The 17,997-nt window shown below is 42.4% G+C and carries 20 protein-coding genes and 1 pseudogene; 2 read left to right on the forward strand and 19 right to left on the reverse strand.

Annotation, left to right across the window (positions count from 1 at the left end; translation table 11 throughout):
• Positions 1 to 159: 159 nt before the first annotated feature.
• From MNQ98_RS15170 to MNQ98_RS15185, 4 genes are all read right to left on the reverse strand, one after another.
• Entirely contained in the window at positions 160 to 969 is an 810-nt protein-coding gene (locus MNQ98_RS15170; protein WP_241929011.1) for a MerR family transcriptional regulator, read from the reverse strand.
• A 529-nt stretch (positions 970 to 1,498) separates the two neighbouring features.
• A complete protein-coding gene (locus MNQ98_RS15175) occupies positions 1,499 to 2,029 on the reverse strand; it encodes a hypothetical protein (protein ID WP_241929012.1) in 531 nt (176 codons plus the stop codon).
• Between the two features lie 469 nt (positions 2,030 to 2,498).
• Positions 2,499 to 2,603: a DUF6254 family protein gene (locus tag MNQ98_RS15180; protein ID WP_015735743.1), complete on the reverse strand. Its 105-nt coding sequence runs from the start codon at positions 2,601 to 2,603 to the stop codon at positions 2,499 to 2,501.
• A 546-nt stretch (positions 2,604 to 3,149) separates the two neighbouring features.
• Positions 3,150 to 4,073, reverse strand: coding sequence for a helix-turn-helix transcriptional regulator (locus MNQ98_RS15185; protein WP_241929013.1), 924 nt, complete (start codon positions 4,071 to 4,073; stop codon positions 3,150 to 3,152).
• A 98-nt stretch (positions 4,074 to 4,171) separates the two neighbouring features.
• On the opposite strand from MNQ98_RS15185, the gene MNQ98_RS15190 reads away from it, so the two are divergent.
• Positions 4,172 to 4,663, forward strand: coding sequence for a GyrI-like domain-containing protein (locus MNQ98_RS15190; protein WP_241929014.1), 492 nt, complete (start codon positions 4,172 to 4,174; stop codon positions 4,661 to 4,663).
• Between the two features lie 482 nt (positions 4,664 to 5,145).
• Here MNQ98_RS15190 and MNQ98_RS15195 read toward each other — a convergent pair whose 3' ends face one another.
• From MNQ98_RS15195 to MNQ98_RS15240, 10 genes and pseudogenes are all read right to left on the reverse strand, one after another.
• Positions 5,146 to 5,517 carry an iron chaperone gene (locus MNQ98_RS15195; RefSeq protein ID WP_241929015.1) on the reverse strand — a complete coding sequence of 124 codons (372 nt, stop codon included), beginning with the start codon at positions 5,515 to 5,517 and terminating at the stop codon, positions 5,146 to 5,148.
• 538 nt (positions 5,518 to 6,055) lie between these two features.
• Complete coding sequence (locus tag MNQ98_RS15200; protein ID WP_241929016.1) at positions 6,056 to 7,288, reverse strand: alpha/beta hydrolase; 1,233 nt, start codon at positions 7,286 to 7,288, stop codon at positions 6,056 to 6,058.
• 196 nt (positions 7,289 to 7,484) lie between these two features.
• The gene (locus MNQ98_RS15205) at positions 7,485 to 7,763 is read right to left on the reverse strand and encodes a hypothetical protein (RefSeq protein ID WP_241929017.1); all 279 of its coding nucleotides are present in this window, start codon (positions 7,761 to 7,763) and stop codon (positions 7,485 to 7,487) included.
• Positions 7,764 to 8,254: 491 nt separating this feature from the next.
• Positions 8,255 to 8,746: a DUF1036 domain-containing protein gene (locus tag MNQ98_RS15210; protein WP_241929018.1), complete on the reverse strand. Its 492-nt coding sequence runs from the start codon at positions 8,744 to 8,746 to the stop codon at positions 8,255 to 8,257.
• 792 nt (positions 8,747 to 9,538) lie between these two features.
• A complete protein-coding gene (locus MNQ98_RS15215; protein ID WP_015735743.1) occupies positions 9,539 to 9,643 on the reverse strand; it encodes a DUF6254 family protein in 105 nt (34 codons plus the stop codon).
• 538 nt (positions 9,644 to 10,181) lie between these two features.
• Positions 10,182 to 10,952: an ABC transporter permease gene (locus MNQ98_RS15220; RefSeq protein WP_241929019.1), complete on the reverse strand. Its 771-nt coding sequence runs from the start codon at positions 10,950 to 10,952 to the stop codon at positions 10,182 to 10,184.
• Positions 10,953 to 11,030, reverse strand: a pseudogene (locus MNQ98_RS15225) (ABC transporter ATP-binding protein); the annotation flags it as partial.
• Positions 11,030 to 11,380, reverse strand: coding sequence for a DUF1048 domain-containing protein (locus MNQ98_RS15230; RefSeq protein ID WP_241929020.1), 351 nt, complete (start codon positions 11,378 to 11,380; stop codon positions 11,030 to 11,032). The gene MNQ98_RS15230 and the pseudogene MNQ98_RS15225, both read right to left, overlap by 1 nt.
• A gap of 9 nt (positions 11,381 to 11,389) precedes the next feature.
• A complete protein-coding gene (locus tag MNQ98_RS15235) occupies positions 11,390 to 11,737 on the reverse strand; it encodes a DUF1048 domain-containing protein (RefSeq protein ID WP_241929021.1) in 348 nt (115 codons plus the stop codon).
• Entirely contained in the window at positions 11,737 to 12,042 is a 306-nt protein-coding gene (locus MNQ98_RS15240; protein ID WP_277883747.1) for a PadR family transcriptional regulator, read from the reverse strand. Before MNQ98_RS15240 ends, MNQ98_RS15235 begins: the two co-directional genes overlap by 1 nt.
• Positions 12,043 to 12,440: 398 nt before the next feature.
• On the opposite strand from MNQ98_RS15240, the gene MNQ98_RS29900 reads away from it, so the two are divergent.
• Positions 12,441 to 12,587 (forward strand): DUF2599 domain-containing protein, encoded by a 147-nt coding sequence (locus tag MNQ98_RS29900; RefSeq protein WP_481856770.1) that lies wholly within the window; start codon positions 12,441 to 12,443, stop codon positions 12,585 to 12,587.
• Positions 12,588 to 12,968: 381 nt separating this feature from the next.
• On the opposite strand, the gene MNQ98_RS15245 is transcribed toward MNQ98_RS29900, so the two are convergent.
• From MNQ98_RS15245 to MNQ98_RS15265, 5 genes are all read right to left on the reverse strand, one after another.
• Positions 12,969 to 13,508: a GNAT family N-acetyltransferase gene (locus MNQ98_RS15245; RefSeq protein ID WP_241929022.1), complete on the reverse strand. Its 540-nt coding sequence runs from the start codon at positions 13,506 to 13,508 to the stop codon at positions 12,969 to 12,971.
• Positions 13,509 to 14,088: 580 nt separating this feature from the next.
• Positions 14,089 to 15,132 (reverse strand): hypothetical protein, encoded by a 1,044-nt coding sequence (locus MNQ98_RS15250; RefSeq protein WP_241929023.1) that lies wholly within the window; start codon positions 15,130 to 15,132, stop codon positions 14,089 to 14,091.
• Positions 15,133 to 15,375: 243 nt separating this feature from the next.
• The gene (locus MNQ98_RS15255; RefSeq protein WP_241929024.1) at positions 15,376 to 16,179 is read right to left on the reverse strand and encodes an ABC transporter permease; all 804 of its coding nucleotides are present in this window, start codon (positions 16,177 to 16,179) and stop codon (positions 15,376 to 15,378) included.
• Between the two features lie 12 nt (positions 16,180 to 16,191).
• Positions 16,192 to 17,001 carry an ABC transporter permease gene (locus tag MNQ98_RS15260; protein WP_241929025.1) on the reverse strand — a complete coding sequence of 270 codons (810 nt, stop codon included), beginning with the start codon at positions 16,999 to 17,001 and terminating at the stop codon, positions 16,192 to 16,194.
• Positions 16,998 to 17,981 (reverse strand): ABC transporter ATP-binding protein, encoded by a 984-nt coding sequence (locus MNQ98_RS15265; RefSeq protein ID WP_241929026.1) that lies wholly within the window; start codon positions 17,979 to 17,981, stop codon positions 16,998 to 17,000. The genes MNQ98_RS15260 and MNQ98_RS15265 overlap by 4 nt, the downstream gene beginning before the upstream one ends.
• Between the last annotated feature and the right edge of the window lie 16 nt (positions 17,982 to 17,997).

A 17,997-nucleotide genomic window follows, 5' to 3' on the forward strand; every position in this document is an offset into this window, starting at 1 on the left:
CTCGTTCAGATGTCTGGCACGCGGGTTTTTATCTGAGACATGCAACCTTAGTATATTCAGGCTTGGCTCTACTTGGACAAACTGCTGCGCTTACTGTATAGCAATTTCCCAACTCCCTTTCCCCGGCCAACCTGCGGATTGTACTTCATCTGCATAGGTTCAATGGTTATCGGCACTGCAGTCATGATTACTCCTTTCGATTTTTTCATCAAATTCTATCAAGGCCTGCAATTCATAGTGCAAATCGTTCTTGCTGAATAGGGATAAATAAGATCTTTCAATAAGGATCAGGGGCCCTGATAAGACATAAGAGTGCTCGATAGCATAGTCGTAAAAATGTTCAATCATATGATCCAATTCATCGTCTTCACGAATCAGTTTTTGAGTAGAAAGATACTTACCACCAGGCAATACAAGATCACCGGGCGCGTGCGTTTCCAGATATAAGGTAATTAAGCTCGTATCATCACAGATATAATGGATGTCCGATTCGAACAAGTTCGTGACGCGCTTTGCCTGTTCTGCCAACAGTTTGGCATTAAGCTTCGTGCTGGGGTCCATTTCCATCCAACGTGCCAAAAACGTGGTTTCTCTCCGCTTTATTTGGTAATGTTTGAACTGCGAGCTAAAGTTCTGTTGTTCCCGCAAAATTTTTTCGATGAATTGCTGAAGTTCCTTGAGTCGCTGCAGCTCCTCATCCACTTCCCGAAGAGAATGATGAAGAAGCTGTCGATATTGATCCGCAGAATAAGAAGTCATACAATCTTTAATGGAATGAACGGGCACTCCCAACTTGCGAAGCAGCAGAATATGTGACAGTTGGTAGATTTGATCCATGCTATACATTCTGTATTGGTTATTAGCTGTGTAGGCGGGTTGAAGAATTCCTTTCTCTTCAAAATAACGAATTTGATGAACCGACACGTTCATAAGCTTGGCTAATTCACTAATCGTAATCTCACTCTTCATGTGTTCGCTCCTAAGGATGAATTGTGGCTTGGAATATCTCAACAATACACCTTAGGTCAGACCTAAGGTCAAGTGTTTGCATAATAATTATTTATTAAATTAAATTAAATCACTTCATTCTCACGATAGGCAGATGCAATAAGTGAAGTCTCCATCTAGATACTGCAGTATGAAACATTGAGCGAATTTTATAAAAAGCATAGTTAAAACAATTTGAGTTTAGGAAAATTTATTGCGGATAACTGAGGAAATCGGCGGAGAAACGGCTTCCCGAAAAGAACAGTTGCTGTTGAACTACCACGGTAATAGAAGTGGTGGAACGTGGGGTGATTGTTACGCTGAAAGACTGTTGCCATATGATTAGCAGAATAAATCTCCATCTATGGAATTTTAATGATATGGAGTGTAGTGGGTTTCTGATGAGGAGCACATGTTTCCAGGATGCTGCGATACTTCACTTTTGCTTGTAGAAGCTTCTGTAAAAATGTACTCCTTTTCAAAATTAGATATGGTTTTCAACTTAAAACTATTATTCCCCTACTTCATCAATAATGCTTTCGATTATTTTCGACTCATTCTTATAAATCATAAACATGAAATATATCAAGCATGTTAACGAGAACAACAGTACTTGGCGCGAGGCTTCTTCTTCCATTACAACCGTTGCTTCCAGAGAAGAAGTATTCGGTTTAATAAGCGCAACCTTCTGACCATCCACTTTAACTTCAATCTCTTTATTCCAATTTTCTTCGATTCGTAGCTTCTTTCCGAGAGCCATGCCGTCCACACAGAAGTAAAGAAGGCTGTTGATCTTGTTATCCTTAAGAATATATTCCTCACCATTAATTAGAAATCTATAATCTGCAAAGATTAGACGCCCTTTTTTTATGCCTAGAACCGTTTGTTCTCCATTTCGCTCTAAGACGAAGGTTTTGCCATTCTCATTTTCTGAGTTGGATGCCTTCATGACTTTTGCGATGATACGATCCTCACTGTCTAGTACGTTGACGTTCTTTTTTTCATTGAAGAAAAGGACATCCTTAATTTTAAATGTTACCAAATAAAAACCCTCTTTCTAAGCTCAAGTTATATCCTCTGACCATTCATTTGGCAGCAATATACAATAGTTGATCCTAAGTATATGATCAGTTTTTGTCAAGATGATTTGTTTGTATTGTTCTGCATAATAAGCTGCCCATGTTTGATTAACTTTTGTAAACCACTGTTGCATCTCCTTCCCTCCATTTATTAGACAATCATCTAATCGGCTATGGATACAAGTTCTTGTCCTCCAATAAAAGAAAACAATCTATTCATCAGATAGTTTGCCTTTTCTTGACCGCTGTTACTTACCACGATGTTTGGCTTTAATCTTTTGAATGCGAAACTCACGCTTTCGTTCCTTGAACGCCTCACACTATGAAAGAACAATATCGCCCTTTCCGGTAACGGAAAGATTATTACAAGAAAGAAGACTGCCGGTAAATTTCGCCGACAGTCCTTCTCTTCCAAGTAGTATACTCCTCATCCTATTCGCTGGACAATTCCTTGAGCGATTTGATTTTACCATGGGGATGCTGTTCTTGCTTTCGTGACTTCCAGGCAGCTTCTTTCCTTCTCTTCTGATGAGCCATAACAGATATCCTCCTTTGGAAATTGAGATGTATACCACTTCCTTATATTGTCATTCTTCGGCTCTGTTCATTCATGAAATTACTTCGTTGGTTTTTTGGCAAAGCTGGGGGTAATCACTGTCCCTCTTTTACAGTTCCAAAGACGCTGAAGGTGCCGTTCGCTCCCCCTGCTTTGGACTCTTGAACCTGGTCACAGCGGGATGCACAGACACCATGCCACTCCGCTATTCCTATACCTTCAGTTTAATGACCGAACATCACATCAGCAAGAAGTTGCCTCAGCAATTTCAAGTTCAAATCTTCATTATTTTGGTTATCATCCTCATCATAAGCCATATCCCTTCCTTTGGTCTTCGAAAGCAAAAATATTGAATTTCATGAATCTAGGTTGGGATAGGTGTATTTTTAATGTCTACTAAATGGGGTCTTGACCAAAGTTCAGGCAACTGGCTTTTTGAAAGAGTATCTATATAAAAAGAGAACGCCCGGTTAGGGACGCTCTCTTGGATATTCAGGTCTATTGAAATTAAACTTTAGGGATAATCCCTAGTGTTCATATTTTTCCAGAATACTACGAACGTAATCTTGAAATTCTGTGCGTACTTCAAGCGGCTCAATCACTTCGCATTTATCTCCAAATGCAAGTAACTTGTCATATCCGAATGTATTCTTGATGATGGGATAAGTCGCCAGGCAGGTCTCTTCCCCCATATGAAGGATGTGTCCTTCCCCAAAACGTTCGATCACTTTATCTACGACTGAACGATGGATGCGAATCGTTACCTCAACCCATTCCTGATTCATCCATGCGGCTCCATCCATGGGTAACGGTGCAAAGTCTCTGGGCACAAAAACGTCCCGCGACACCTGCAGACTACTCATTCGCGCTAATTTGAATATGCGAAAATCCTCTCTATCGGCACAGTAACTTTGCAAGTACCAACTACTTTCTTTGAAGACAACCTGATACGGCTCAACCTTTCGGGAACTAATGCGTCCGTCCCGATCAACATAATCAAAGACCAAATATCGCTGTTCATTCATCGCGTTCTCAATAAAGCTAAGCAAATTTCGCAACGATTCATTCCCTTGATTTAACGATAAATCTACTGCAAACTTCCCTCCCGCAATGTCAGTACCACTCCCGCGATGGATGGCATGCAGTTTCTCCAAAACGAAAACAAGTTCCTTATGGTCAAATAACTGTCTATAGCTGTTCAAACTGGTCAACAAAGTCTGTATATCATGTTGTGTAAATAACAGCTTGTCGATTTTATAGGATTTCATCAATCCCACGCCGCCCATCGCTCCCTGATGCGTAAAAATAGGCAACCCGGCAAAGGTTAAAGTATCAATATCTCGATAGATGGTTCGTCTGCTCACTTCAAGACGTTCGGCCAATTCCCGTGCGCTTACCACCTCACGCTCCAATAAAATCATAATCAAAGCAATTAAGCGATCAATTTTCATACTCCACCTCCCATTCAAGTATGCCATACAGATGTCACAGTTGATAGATTATGCTTAATACGTATTCAACATTCACCGATTATTAGGAGGTATCACAAATGAACAATTTCAAGATTGAAAAGAAGCAAGCCTTTCGTATCATCGGTTTTAAAACCACTCTAGACGATGGGACAAGCATCCACTCTCCACAGTTTTCAAACCAAAAGACAACATTTTTCAAGAGTGTGATTGATAATGGACAAATCGCTAGCCTTCGTCCTTATGCGGAAAGCCCTTATGGTTACGCCACAGTAGCCAAGGAGAATGGAAATGTCAACTATTATGCGGGTGTTCAATCTTCCAAGCCTCTGCCTGAGCATGCTGATGAAGTCCATTTCCCGGAAAGTGAATATTTAATCTTATCCGGAAGCGGCGGATTATCGCGCTTGGCATTTGATAAGTTGGAAGATCAAGCATTTGGCTCACTTTTAAGCGATGAGTACGAATATGAATATTCTGGAGCACCGATCGCAGAAGTTTTGCTCAATGGAAATCCGATGGACGCTGAAGTTGAAGTGTGGGTGCCTGTGCAAAAACGGAATTTCAGATAAGACAGCACAACAGACTTATTGACTTGCAAAGAAGCAGTTGGCACTTATGCGGTCAAATTCATTTGGCCGCATTCTCTATATACTGAATCAGTTGCAAAAACTATTTACACTCGCCGTAAAAATAATATCTTAACCAGCGAACGGCGGTTAATCGTCCTCATAGGCCTGTCGCCTCTTCCAGGATCGCTGCAAGCCGCCCCCATTGCGATAACTGTGGCTGGACGGAAGTATCATTATCCCTCCGCATGGGTCATCGCCTAAATTCTTATCCTTTTCGGTAGAGGATATATGTTGTTGTCTTTGGGTTTAGACAAGAACATATATCCTTAAAACAAAAAATCGCGTAGCTACGCGATTCCTATGCATATATGTTGTTGTCCACTGACATTTGTCTTTGCTATAATACGACCCCCACACATTCCAAAGGAAGAAACAAAAATCCTCTTTTCCAAGGGGATTTTCTAATGCGCTCTTATTTTTTTCTATTTCCGCCAAAACGTTGAACAGTCTGCCTTATCCAAAATGTTAAACTCGATCATTTTCTCAAGTAATGTGAAATCAACTGGACTATCCCACTGGATACGTACCAATTGCTTGGTGTGATCATAGCCAGCCTGCACAATTTCATCAGAAAAATGATTAATCCCTGCCATTTCAGGGGCAACAGCCAAATGATGTTTGGCTACGCTAAAGCCAATAATAAATGTGCCATGATCGGTAAACATAGGCTGATTCCACGCAATTTTTGGCATTAAATTTGGAAATTTCTTAGTTACCCAAGCCAAAACTTCTTCCGTTCGGTCCCGATGTTGCGGGTTATCAATATTTGCTAAATATTCTGCAAAAACTTCCATGTTGTTCACTCCTAAAATGAAAATTATGTCATTCAGAGAAGTTAACTCTTCTCGTTGTGTAAGTACGGTATCTCACAATCTTGAATCTCATTTTATCATGAATATGAAGTTTAAAAATCCCTATGGTCAATATTCCCAAAATGATCTCTTCTCTATTCCTTTTGTTTAGCTTAACTCCAGTTTAATTCCCGCTTTTGTCTGCCAGGTACAAACCGTATTTCATGATTTTGTTGACTGTGACACAATTGTCATGCTTTAGCATAAGCCAATGAAAATACTAAAGGTCACAGTTAAGATCAAGCAAGCCAAACCATAATCGAAATAAACTTTATCAAAGGAATGTATGTTTTCTCCGTTGCTTTGTGGAATATGAATACCCTCTTTCTCCTTTAATAATCATGCGCACTTGGTATGATTTTTTTTGATTTAAGTACTTCTACATAAAAAAACGGTTGCTTCATAATAGAATATTGAGAGCAACCGCTTTTTACATTCATGTCTATTCATTTAATAACCGTTCGAGATCAAATTTTCTTGCTCACTTATTATATTTTTGAAGAAATCTCTTAACCTTCTCTCGAGCAAACTGAGTACTTAAACTACCTGGTTTTTCATCGAATACATGATCGGATGCAGGAAGAAGATAGAGTTCATGAGCTACTCCATTTTCAGCCATCTCCTTGTCCAAAATTGCAGCTTGTTCTTCAGGAACAATACGATCACTCGTTCCTAAAAATGTAATCGTTGGTGGTGTACCTTCCCGAATATAATAAATTGGAGAGAGCATTTTATAACGATCTGGGAATTGGGAAGGTGAACCTCCAATGTATTGCTCCATCACTCTTTGAACATAGTTTGGACTTGGGTTGTTAGAATAGAACTGTGTCATATCCGCCGGACCATACAGGTTAATCACAGCGTTTATAGGTACATCAGGAACATCCGTTGACGGTGGTAGTGCTACATTCCCCATACTATATGCAGCGAGCATAACTAGATTTCCTCCTGCGGAATCCCCCATTACATTTATTTTTCGAGTATCTATTTTGTAGGTATCCGCATTTTCCAGTACCCAGCCTAGTACTGATTTTACATCCCCTACTTCATCTTTCCATCCCGCTTGAGGAGGCATACGATATTGTACGTCAAAAACGGTATATCCCAGTTCATTTAGCCATTGATTCCAGTATGGATTGTTATTTTTATCCCCTTCTACCCATCCGCCTCCATGTACTTTCACAATGGCAGGTGTAAGAGCACCCTCTGTCTCTTGTTTGGCAAGCCAAACATCCAATTTCAACTCAATACCATTCGTAGTTTTTCCATATACTACATCCTGCATAGGGATTGATGATATATCGTTCTTTATGGCAAAATGAGACCCAATTGAAACGGAAACATTCTTGCTCTTCGAATAGCTCAGCATGCTTGTTATTGGATACACATTTAGAAAGAGGAGCAGAAACACGAGTGGTATCAAGATTGTCTGGGCGATTTTTGCTTTTTTCCAGAAAGCTAAAACTGCTAGAAATAATATGATCAATGTTAAGATTAATAGAAACATCGGATTTATCAATGCAAAAAATGCGAGCAGACTCGTGATATTAAAAAGATTACTTGGATAAAAGATATAGTATGCCATCATAATGATAACAGGAAGTGCGATCCCTGCTAGGACTATCAGTAGCCACTGAATGAAACCTTTAGGACGCCAGGATGCTTTTCGATTTTTCTGTTGAGTTTTCAATAGGTCTTCCATATTCGTTGCCATACCATTCACCTTCCTCTATCTGTGTGAGTATATATCATCATTTAACTCATTTGCTTCCTTTATCGAGAAATCAAATTGATATTCATTTTCTCTAGTTCCGCCTTAAACTTTGGCATTTGTTTCTCAAACGAATTTGTGTTGCCATCTGTTATATATGTTGGAGGAAAGGATTTTGTGATGTTTCCCATTACCGATGCTATTTCGACACTAGGGGATTCTTTCCAATTCCTGTTTTCAAAATAAGCCCACGCTGTTTGCTTAAACTATCTGTCTCATCAAATTCATTTAGATTTAATAGTCCACTAAAAGAGATAAAGCCTTTGATTTGATGGCTTTTCAAAATAGGTTGAATATTCAGTAATTCTTGTACCGATTGATTGATTTGTAAATTAATGAATTCTCCAGCAATTTGAGCCCCTGCTGAATCTCCCCCGATAAAAGCCTCTTGGAGGTCTATTGAATACTCTTCTGCCACCGAATCAATATAACTAACTAGTAAGTAAGAAACATAAGAATATCTTATTAATAGAACTGATCATCAATAACTCATCTTGTATAATTACCTTCCTCTAATTACATCATTATTTATTATATTATCGAAAATATGAATTAAAATCGTACATCTGGGCAATAGAAAACTGCACTTTTGGGCATACATTTTTAATGAGTTACTAAGCCCCTAAATCATAAACGGTGTGTTTCCTATTAGTTTAATTCCATGAGTATTTGTTTTGCATAAGAATCCCAGTCTGCTTTGTCTGTGTTTATCTCTACAGTGGGAATTAACGATTGTTTTCCATCAGTCCGTCCGAAAATAACCCGATTATCGCTACCATCCTTGGTATACTTGCATAAAGGCAGTTGTTGAAAATGGATGTCAAGTTCTTGTCATGAGTTAGGACAAGAACTTATGCACTAAAACAAAAAAAGCCGCATAAAATGCGGCTTTCAAAGTCTTATAAAATCCTACTTTCTTTTCCCATATAATGGTTTTCTGTCCTTTCCCAATTCACCTAATTTTCCAGGTAACTTTTTAATGCTGAACTTACCTAATTTAAATTTTGGTGTTCTTTTTTTCGACACTCTAGTATTTCTCGAGTTAGATGCACCTTGTGTACTATCTACAAGCTCTAATGTGTAGTTTTCGGAATTGCCGACAACGACGCTATCGAACCCTACTCTTCTACAGCCCGAGCAACTTTCTATCCAACACATTGTGAAAGCTGTGCTAGGAACATAAGTGTAAGCATAACCACTCCACTCATTACCGAAACTGTCATGTCCATAGACATAAAACGTTCGATTTGCAGCTGATCCAGTCACAACAAGCGCTCGCCTTCCAGGAGTTATACGGTACCAGCCGCTCTTAGCATAGGTGGTAGGGCTACAATCAGAATCATAGTACCCGACAGCAACATATATCGGGTTAGGCGTGCTATTTCGTACATAAAAACCCATTGTTATCACTCCATTCTTATAATAGATATCGATAATACATTATTAATCTATGTAAATTTTTCAAAAAAGTACTAGACATATAGACGATTAAAAAGTCCAAAAATAAGAGAAGACGGCTACCTAATAAAAGCAAGAGAAAGCCCGCCTGAAAATTCGGCGGGCGACTTCGCTATCTTCCAATCGTCGGTGAATTATCCTGTACAATGTGCTGAGCTTGGGAGTAAGTACCCTGCATTTTGCTAGCCATCATTTGGTTTTGAACTGCAAGGGCTTGGTTGCCCATCCGATCGTGCGCCTTCACCAAGGTATCCAAAGTATTCCCCAGGGAGGTTACACGGTTCCGAATGGCTTGGATATTCTCGGGCAGCATATTGCCGAAGCAGTGATTTCTTCTCAGCTAGGCGACAATGTTTGCGTATTATATTCTGGTCCTGGACAGTTTTGTAAGTCACAACGATTTTCAGGAACTGGAAGCTCTTAACATGGAGTAATTCAATTAGACTTAATTTGGTAGCAAACAAAGCACTGTCTGGAATAGTTGGCTGTATATTTTTTGTTATCCTTCTATCTACACACTTCCAGATAGTTTGCCTATTCTTAACCGTTGTTACTTACTACGATGTTTGGTCTTTAATCTTTTGGATGCGAAACTCACGCTTCCGTTTCTTGAACGCCTCACACTATGAAAGAACAATATCACCCTTTCCGGTAACGGAAAGATTATTACAAGAAAGAAGACTGCCGGTAAATTTCGCCGACAGTCCTTCTCTTCCAAGTAGTATACTCCTCATCCTATTCGCTGGACAATTCCTTGAGCGATTTGATTTTACCATGGGGATGCTGTTCTTGCTTTCGTGACTTCCAGGCAGCTTCTTTCCTTCTCTTCTGATGAGCCATAACAGATATCCTCCTTTGGAAATTGAGATGTATACCACTTCCTTATATTGTCATTCTTCGGCTCTGTTCATTCATGAAATTACTTCGTTGGTTTTTTGGCAAAGCTGAGGGTAATCACTGTCCCTCTTTTACAGTTCCAAAGACGCTGAAGGTGCCGTTCGCTCCCCTTGCTTTGGACTCTTGACCTGATATGTCGCAGCTAACAGCGGGATGTACAGAAACCATGCGTATTAGGATTTGAAAAATAAAGTCTTAGACTTCTGCTGTTGATTAAGCTAACGTTTCCCGTTAGCTTAACGGCATCCACGATTTGACGCCTACTTCAATAAAAAAGAGAACAGGCCACCCGTGGCAGTCTGCTCCCTGGTTATCTTTAACGCCCCTTACTTCGATATAAAAGGAGTAGTAGACCATCACTTCACTGAGACGTCCTTGATCTCAACGAGCAAACTGGTGAAGCTAGCGCTTTGACAATGTGGAAGGCCCTTCACTTGATGTTTCTGTTTACCACTATCTATTATTATAATGCATACAAACATTAAGCTGCATTCCGTTTGTATGCACGCGCCGCAAAGATATAAGCTACGAACATTATCCCGACGCACCACGTAAGAGCGACCCATATGTCATTGCCCACCGGCTGATCTGACAGCAGGGCGCGAATAGCTTCAACGATCGAGGTCACCGGCTGATTTTCGGCAAAGACACGAACAACTTTCGGCATCGAGTCGGTCGGCACAAACGCCGAGCTGATGAATGGCAGGAAGATTAACGGATAGGAAAAGGCGCTTGCACCTTCCATCGTTTTTGCGGACAGTCCGGCAATGGCCGCGACCCAAGTCAAAGCCAGTGTAAACAGCACGAGTATACCTGCTACGGCAAGCCAAGACACTACCCCTGCCGACGAGCGAAATCCCATAATGAGCGCTACGAGAATGATGACGATAATTGAAATGACGTTGGATACCACCGAGGTTAGCACATGCCCCCACAGCACAGTGGAACGCGCAATCGGCATGGAGTGGAACCGCTCAATGATGCCTCGTTGCTTATCCATAAACAGGCGGTAAGCCACGTAGGCCACCCCGCTAGCAATAGCCATAAGCAATATGCCAGGTAACAGGTAGTTCACATAGTTATCCGTACCGGTTTCGATTGCGCCGCCAAACACATAGACGAACAGCAGCATCATTGCAATCGGAGTGATACAGACCGTGAAGATGGTGTCCATACTGCGGAAAATATGGCGCATGGAACGTCCAAGCATAACGCTCATGTCGCTGAAAAAATGTTTTTTTGCCGCCTCCATTTACATGGCCTCCTTTTTACCGATGATTGCGAGGAATATTTCCTCCAATGTCGGCTGTTTTTCAACATACTCCCCTTTTACTTTGTTTTATCCGTAACCTTTTTCATGGCCTTGTTACCTTCTTGGTCAACAGATTCTTGATAGATGTCAGCGTAAGTTTTTGAATCTTTGATTAGATCGTCGCAGAAAGCCGCTACGTCACTGCCCGTCACTTCGAGCACGCCTTTCCCCAAGGCCGCGCCCTCTTCAAAAAGATCGATAATCCCTGAGAGCAGACCCGTCCCGTCGGTTAACTCAACAGGGCCGACTTTAAAGAGATATTTTTGAATCTCTTTATAAACAATCTGATAATCTTGCGGGAGCGCTTTGACACGCGCCACGTGCGCTCGCCACTCTTTTTTGCCTTCGATGATATCTCGTATTCTCATTTTATCCTCCTATTTACCTAATTTTTTAGCGATATTATTGTTGAGTTGCTCGCGCCACTTGTCGCGAAAAGACTTTGCCCCTTCTTCGCCAGCCAGCGCTGAACAGAAGCCTTTGATATCGTCACCCAAAGCCTCTTGGACACTCTGACCGTCCGCCGCCGTTTCTTCTAGCAGGCCAAGTACACCGTCAAGAATTGGCATGAGGTTGCGACCGGTGAAATCTGAGTGCGGCCAAAGATTGGCATTAATTTTTTCCCATGCCGCTTGATAATCAGCTGGCAGCTTTTTGACTCGCGATTCAAAAGTTTTGAATTCTTTAGTCATGTCGCTACCGGTGATTTTTTCCCAAAAATTCATTATTTTCTCTCCTTTAACTCGTTAATTTTTGATGATACGAACTCCCATTTTTCCCAGAACTTCCGCAGTTCCTCGCGCCCCGCGTCGTTGATCGCGAAAAACTTTCGCGGCGGTCCCATTTCGGAGGGCTTCTTGGTGATCTCCACCAACTTGTTTTTTTCAAGCCGGATCAGGATGGTGTACACCGTTCCCTCCACAACATCTGTGAAGCCGAGGGCGTTCAGCCGCCGCGTGATTTCGTAGCCGTAGGTTTCATTGCGGCTTATAATTTCAAGGACACAGCCCTCAAGCACGCCTTTGAGCATTTCCGTTAGGTTTTCCAGCACAATCACCCTTTACTATTCTGTATGACTGGTATGAAGTGATACTTACTACCGCTATAAAGTAACACGTAGTAGATGGTTTGTCAATAGCGTTTGCTCTGTCATGGATTTTACATTTTCAACTATCCTGCCCGTTACTTTAATTAACATCATAGAGAAGCTATCCTTGAGGTAGATCCACACTTTCTCGTTCCCGTTAGCACAATCTTCTTTTTCATAATTTTAGATCGCTTGCTGGAAAGGTCTCTCTAATAATGTTTAAAAACCGTCGCATGGTTATATCATCGAAAAGACGAATTCTTGAGGCTTGTAATTCTTTTCTGTACACCTGTTCTGTAAAAGTTCCTCTAAGTTTCATAACTTGTCCTACTTTCCTAAAAATGCCGACAATTATTAGTACATCACTTATTCATGACATTTCCACTCATGTACAATTTGCCGAGTCTAAAAATCCTTGGAATTTGGAGCCTGCTAGACCAGATGTAAGTTTTTGGAATACTGTACTCGCAGCTTGTAATCCGGAATAGTGAATACCTTCCATATTGCAAAAGTATTTGTATTTTATTCTTCAAAACCGGATTTTAGTTATGATGCCAAGACTGCACTCAATGTTTGCAATTCATGAATTTTTTATATTATTAATGTTATGATGGAACTTTCCTTAAAAGAGTTCCATCATCTTTTTATTTGAGTTAAGATTGAGGAATAATAAGGGGGGGTTATCTGGAAAGTGCAAATGTTTTTATTAATTTTAGACCAATATATATTTTGTTTATCATTATTCTAATTATCACATTAATGATCACTATACGAAAGACTGTAATGCTCCCCATTGGCAAGACACAAATTTCTGAGGAATAAGTTATGTCCTCCTTCTCATAATTTAGTGTTCTAGGACGCGATTAAGTTTAATAAAGGTATCCTAATAAATCTAGCTTGCCATTTTCCCATTTTATATTGCCCACTTCTTTAATCATAAGTTCATTAATTTTTTCATGTCCTATTCCGTAAGTTGTTTGATTTTCATCGTCTATTTTTAGCCATTTACTTTCATTATTTACAGACTTGAATCCTGCATTTAAGTACAATTTTTTGTTATCTGCAAACAAGAGTAAAAAATCAACTGACTTCCCTTCACAGAAATCATCTATTTGAGAGAGTAATAATGAACCTATTCCCTGTGAACGATTGATTTTTGATACACATAAGTCGATTATGCCAAGAACTCTTATTGGTTTCCCGTTTAAATTCATTACTCTATAATCCAAGCCCACTTGACCAACAAGTTGATTTTTATCATCAATTGCTATGAACCTAAAATGAGGTAACTGCTTAAAGTAAATCCTATCTTTTGGATATTCATCTGTAAAACACTCTACTAATAATTGCTGTAACTTAGTTCTCAATTGATCATTAATTCCATATTCAAAGATTTTTTCAATTTTCAATTCATTTTCTCCTTATCAGTATGTCTTAGGAATTAACACACATATTATATTTTTTTCTTGAATAAACCTGCCTGATAGTTCTATCCCACGTTTTCATCTCTACAATCAAGACATTAATTTCTCTAATATCACCAATTAAAGGAGGGATTTATTTTGCTGTTATAAGTGATTGATTATTTTTCTAAAACTATAGTAAAATTGCCTCCAATTTGCAATAGGATCTAGTATTCGTTATGAAAGCAAACTTGACTTGATCAATCAAAAACAATTAAAACAAAAGATCTGCGAATTTCGTAGCTTTTTACCTTCCGCCACGGTCGATCGTCTACAAAAAAGCGACTGTCAGTCTCAATAGTCTCTTTAAAGTCGCCCAGTTACAGCTTATTATTGCAGTTCAAAGGATGACTCCTCATAGCTATAAGCTTTCCTAAACCCCCAGTCGAACTGGGGGGGCGTGTACGAAAAAACTCCGTCCCAGATGGGACGGAGTTTTTATGACTACTAACTTAGAGCCCCGTAGAAAACCCGGCCTTCCGGTATGTATCGCATCCAGTTCCGTAGCTTCTCTCAGGGGCTTTTTTCACCCTTCGAGCAGTGTAATCAGCTTTTGCAGGAGAACAGGCTCTTCATCTCGGAATTGGTCGAACCGGAGCCTCAGCCGTTCAAACACTTCTTTATCTTCGCGGATTTCATGACGAATGTACTGATCCCTCAGCTTCATCGCCCTTTTGGTCACATCCTTGTAGCCTTCCACAAGCTCTTCGTCGTACGGGATTATCCCCTCATCCACCAGATATCCGATCCGCTCGCTCATCATTTTTTTATGCTCCCAGAGCACATGAAGGTGCCTCACATCGTTACGGTCACCGAGCCGGGAATCGTTGCTCTCTACGGCATCAAAGTACATTCGCAAATAGTCGTATACCTTAATTCCGAAAGCTTCCTTGTCGTCAGGATTGTAATTGATCCGGTTTAAATGGGTCTCTCCTTTTAGGTAATCGCGCAGCTGGTCGATCGCGGCTGTTTTATCGAAAGGATAAGGAGAATGTGGTTCGTATTTGTAAAAATACGTATGATGATCGGCCGTGAGGTTCTCATTCAAAAGCTGTCTCATGGACTGTACGGCATCCTGAAACTCCCGGAACGAGATCTGCAAATTGCGGTATACTCCCGTATGGTCGAACATGGAAGCATAGAAGACACTTTTGTCCCAGTCGAAACCGTATAGAAAAAGATGATGAGGGAATGGCTCTTTCTGATAGGAGGCTGCCGGTGATAGTCTGGCTTCGTCCAAAAACACGACGCAATAGTAGCCGTTGCGAATCTGATCCGCGAAAAATTTAGGCCAGGCGTCGTGCGCCAAACTTTCCAGAATCGTATAATTGACGGAGCAGGTAAGAAGAAACGGGTTATTGAAATTCAGCTCGTTGGGTTTGCCACGAAAAAAATCGACATAGTACTGCCTGCCGTCCTCCAGAAATTTTTTGTTGCAGTGCAGCTGGATAAAGTTGCTGTAATACCAAGGAATCGTTTCTTCGTGGGCGCTGGTGATCGAAAGCGTGTAAGCCCACCGCAAAAATCCTTTAAGTGGCGGATTCAACACCGGAAGCTGAACAGCGTTCATCTATTCTCCCCCTTCTTACGAGTGATCCGGAAGCGTGACCGGCAGTGTTCCTGCAGGCACCTAACATGCCCATCAGAACACGGGACAGGCCTGCAGGGTATGCGGAATGCTCGTAACAGGCCAGAAAGTTCGATCCGATCCGGATCCTGAAATACGTAATTTAACAAGGTGCGGCCTTGGGTTGTCGCAATGTCCGGCATGCGTTAGCACTTCCTTTTCTAAGTGTAGGATAGAAAGGCCGTCTCAACTGCTCGCGCTGCTGTATCCCTTCACGGCCTGTTTCCAGAGCAGCCGTACGGCCACGAAGAGCAGAAGCGAACCGGCCATCGCCAGTCCCGCATGGAGCCAGTTGAGCTGCCCAAGCAGAAACATCGGTCCGTAATTGGTAATAAGGAACAGTGGAATGACGAAGGTCCCGATCCGGCGGACCCAGGCCGGGTAAATAGCCATGGGAAAATTGTTGGCGTCCCAGACGGAATGGGCGATCTCCGACACGGAGCCCGTCTGAACGAACCAGAATGAAAGCAGCGCCGGGATAATCATCAGGCAGTACGTGATAACAACGGAGACGAGCAGCAGCAGGACAAACCCCGCGAGTTGCAGGAACGTCAGCGGAATATCCATGGCATGCCAGCCGATACCGACCATAACGAACCCGACCAGAATATCGGGGATAGGCAGCGCCAGATCGACGTAACGCAAGGAAGCCATGAACTGGAGGGAAACCGGCTTCGTCAGCATTAAATCAAGTGATCCGTCTTTGATATACTCGGGAATTTTCGTGAAATTTGTAAAAAATAGGCCGACATAAATTCCGGTCACCACGGTGTGCATGCCTATAAATAGAAGCAGCCCTTCAGGTGGTATGCCGTCTACGTGAAGGTCGGTGCGGAACACGACGAGCACATATAACAGCTTGGCAAGCAGATAGACGGATTCGACCAGCAGGCTCATCATAAAGTTACCCCGGAATTCCATCTGGGCGATGAGGCAGTTTTTAATGAACATGCCGTACAGGAGCGCGTATTTTCTCATGATTTTAAACATATGGAATGTCCGCTACCCCCCAACCGCCGAATATTTCTTCAAGGAAACGCGCCACGTCAGGCGGGATAGCCAGAAGAACAGCAGAATCCATCCGCACTGGATGAGCAGCCCCTGGTACATAGCCGCCGCTTCCGTTTTGCCGCTGAGGACATTGACCGGAAAATAAATGGTATACGGGAACGGCGTATATTGGAGCGCCTTCACAACCGACTCCCCAAAAATCTCCAACGGAAACATGCCTCCGCTCAAAATATTGACGAGCAGACTTGTAATTACGAAAAAATACGAGATTTCATGCAGATAAAAAGCGCTGGCGCAAATGCAGTAGGCGATCAGGAAATTGAGCAAAAGCGCCCCCCACAGCGTGACGGCGAACAAGATCAGCCGTACGGCCTGGAGCTCGAGCACGCCCCCGGTAGATGCGAACCAGATAATCCCGACGAGCATCAAGGCCGTAATGCCGTAATAGATCGCCTTCTGGCCGAAAAAGGACACCAGCCGGTAACCGAAATAGCTCACAGGTTTGATCAAATACTTGTTAAGGCCGCCGTTTTTGATATCGTCGGCAATCTGGTGCTCGAACTGGGTAGCGATCAGCTTGGACACCAATCCCGCCAAGATCGTATACAATATAATTTGACCGTACGAATACGAGAACAGCGCCGTTTGACCGGAATGCTGGTACACCGCAGTCCAGATGAAATACTGGACAAGAATCGGAAAAGCGGCACCGAGAAGACCGAGAAAGAAGTGAAACCGGTATTCCATCGAATGCTGGACGCCCATCGAAAAAACAGCCATGTACAATCTGCGTCTGTTCATCCGACGGATTCCTTGCGGTAGAGCATCGAAATGCTTTCCTCGATCGGCACGTCCTCGATCGTCCAGTCAACGATCGGAAACGAATCGAGCACGGCGCGCGACACTTCCTTCAAGCGGTGCTTAGGCAGCTCCAGAACAGCGTTGTAGCCGTCTCCGCTGACGATTTTCCCGAATTTGGCCAACCGCTGCTCGGCAACGGGTTCGGAGAACTGCAATCTTATAATTTTGTGCTCGCCAAAAAGATCGTTGATTTTGTGAAGATCCCCGTCATACAGAAGACTTCCTTCGTTAATGATGATCGTCCGCTTGCACAGGTCTTCCACATCCTTCATGTAGTGGCTCGTAAGCAGGATCGTCGCGCCGAACTGCTCATTGTAATATTTCAGAAACTCCCTGACCTTCTTCTGGGAGGGGAAATCGAGGCCGATCGTCGGTTCGTCGAGATAAAGCAGCCGGGGCCGGTGGATTAGAGCAGCGATCAGCTCCATTTTCATTCGTTCGCCTAGGGACAGCCGACGCACCTGCACGTCCAGAAGCTCCTGCACATCGAGCATTTCCGATAGTTCGGCAAGACTCCGGCGGTAGAGATCATCGTCCACGTCATAAATACATTTGTTCAAATAAATCGACTCGCTTGCAGGAAGATCCCACCAAAGCTGGTTTTTCTGGCCCATCACAATGGAGAAAAGCCGTTTGAACTCGTTCTTTCGCTCCCACGGCACATAGCCGAGTACATTGGCCTCCCCGCTTGTGGGATAAAGAATGCCCGATAACATTTTGAGCGTTGTGGTTTTCCCCGCCCCATTGGGACCGAGAAATCCGACGCACTCGCCGGGGCCGATGTCGAAGGAAACGGATTTAACCGCTTCCTTCACCAGCGACTTGCGGGCAAATAAATTTTTCAGTGAATTTTTAAGCCCGGCTTCTTTCCGGTAATACACGAATGATTTGTGCAGTTCCTGCACACGGATGAAGTCCATTCCTGCCCCTCCTGAA

The sequence above is a fragment of the Paenibacillus sp. N3/727 genome, assembly GCF_022637315.1.
In the GTDB taxonomy this organism is placed as follows: Bacteria; Bacillota; Bacilli; order Paenibacillales; family Paenibacillaceae; genus Paenibacillus_AQ; species Paenibacillus_AQ uliginis.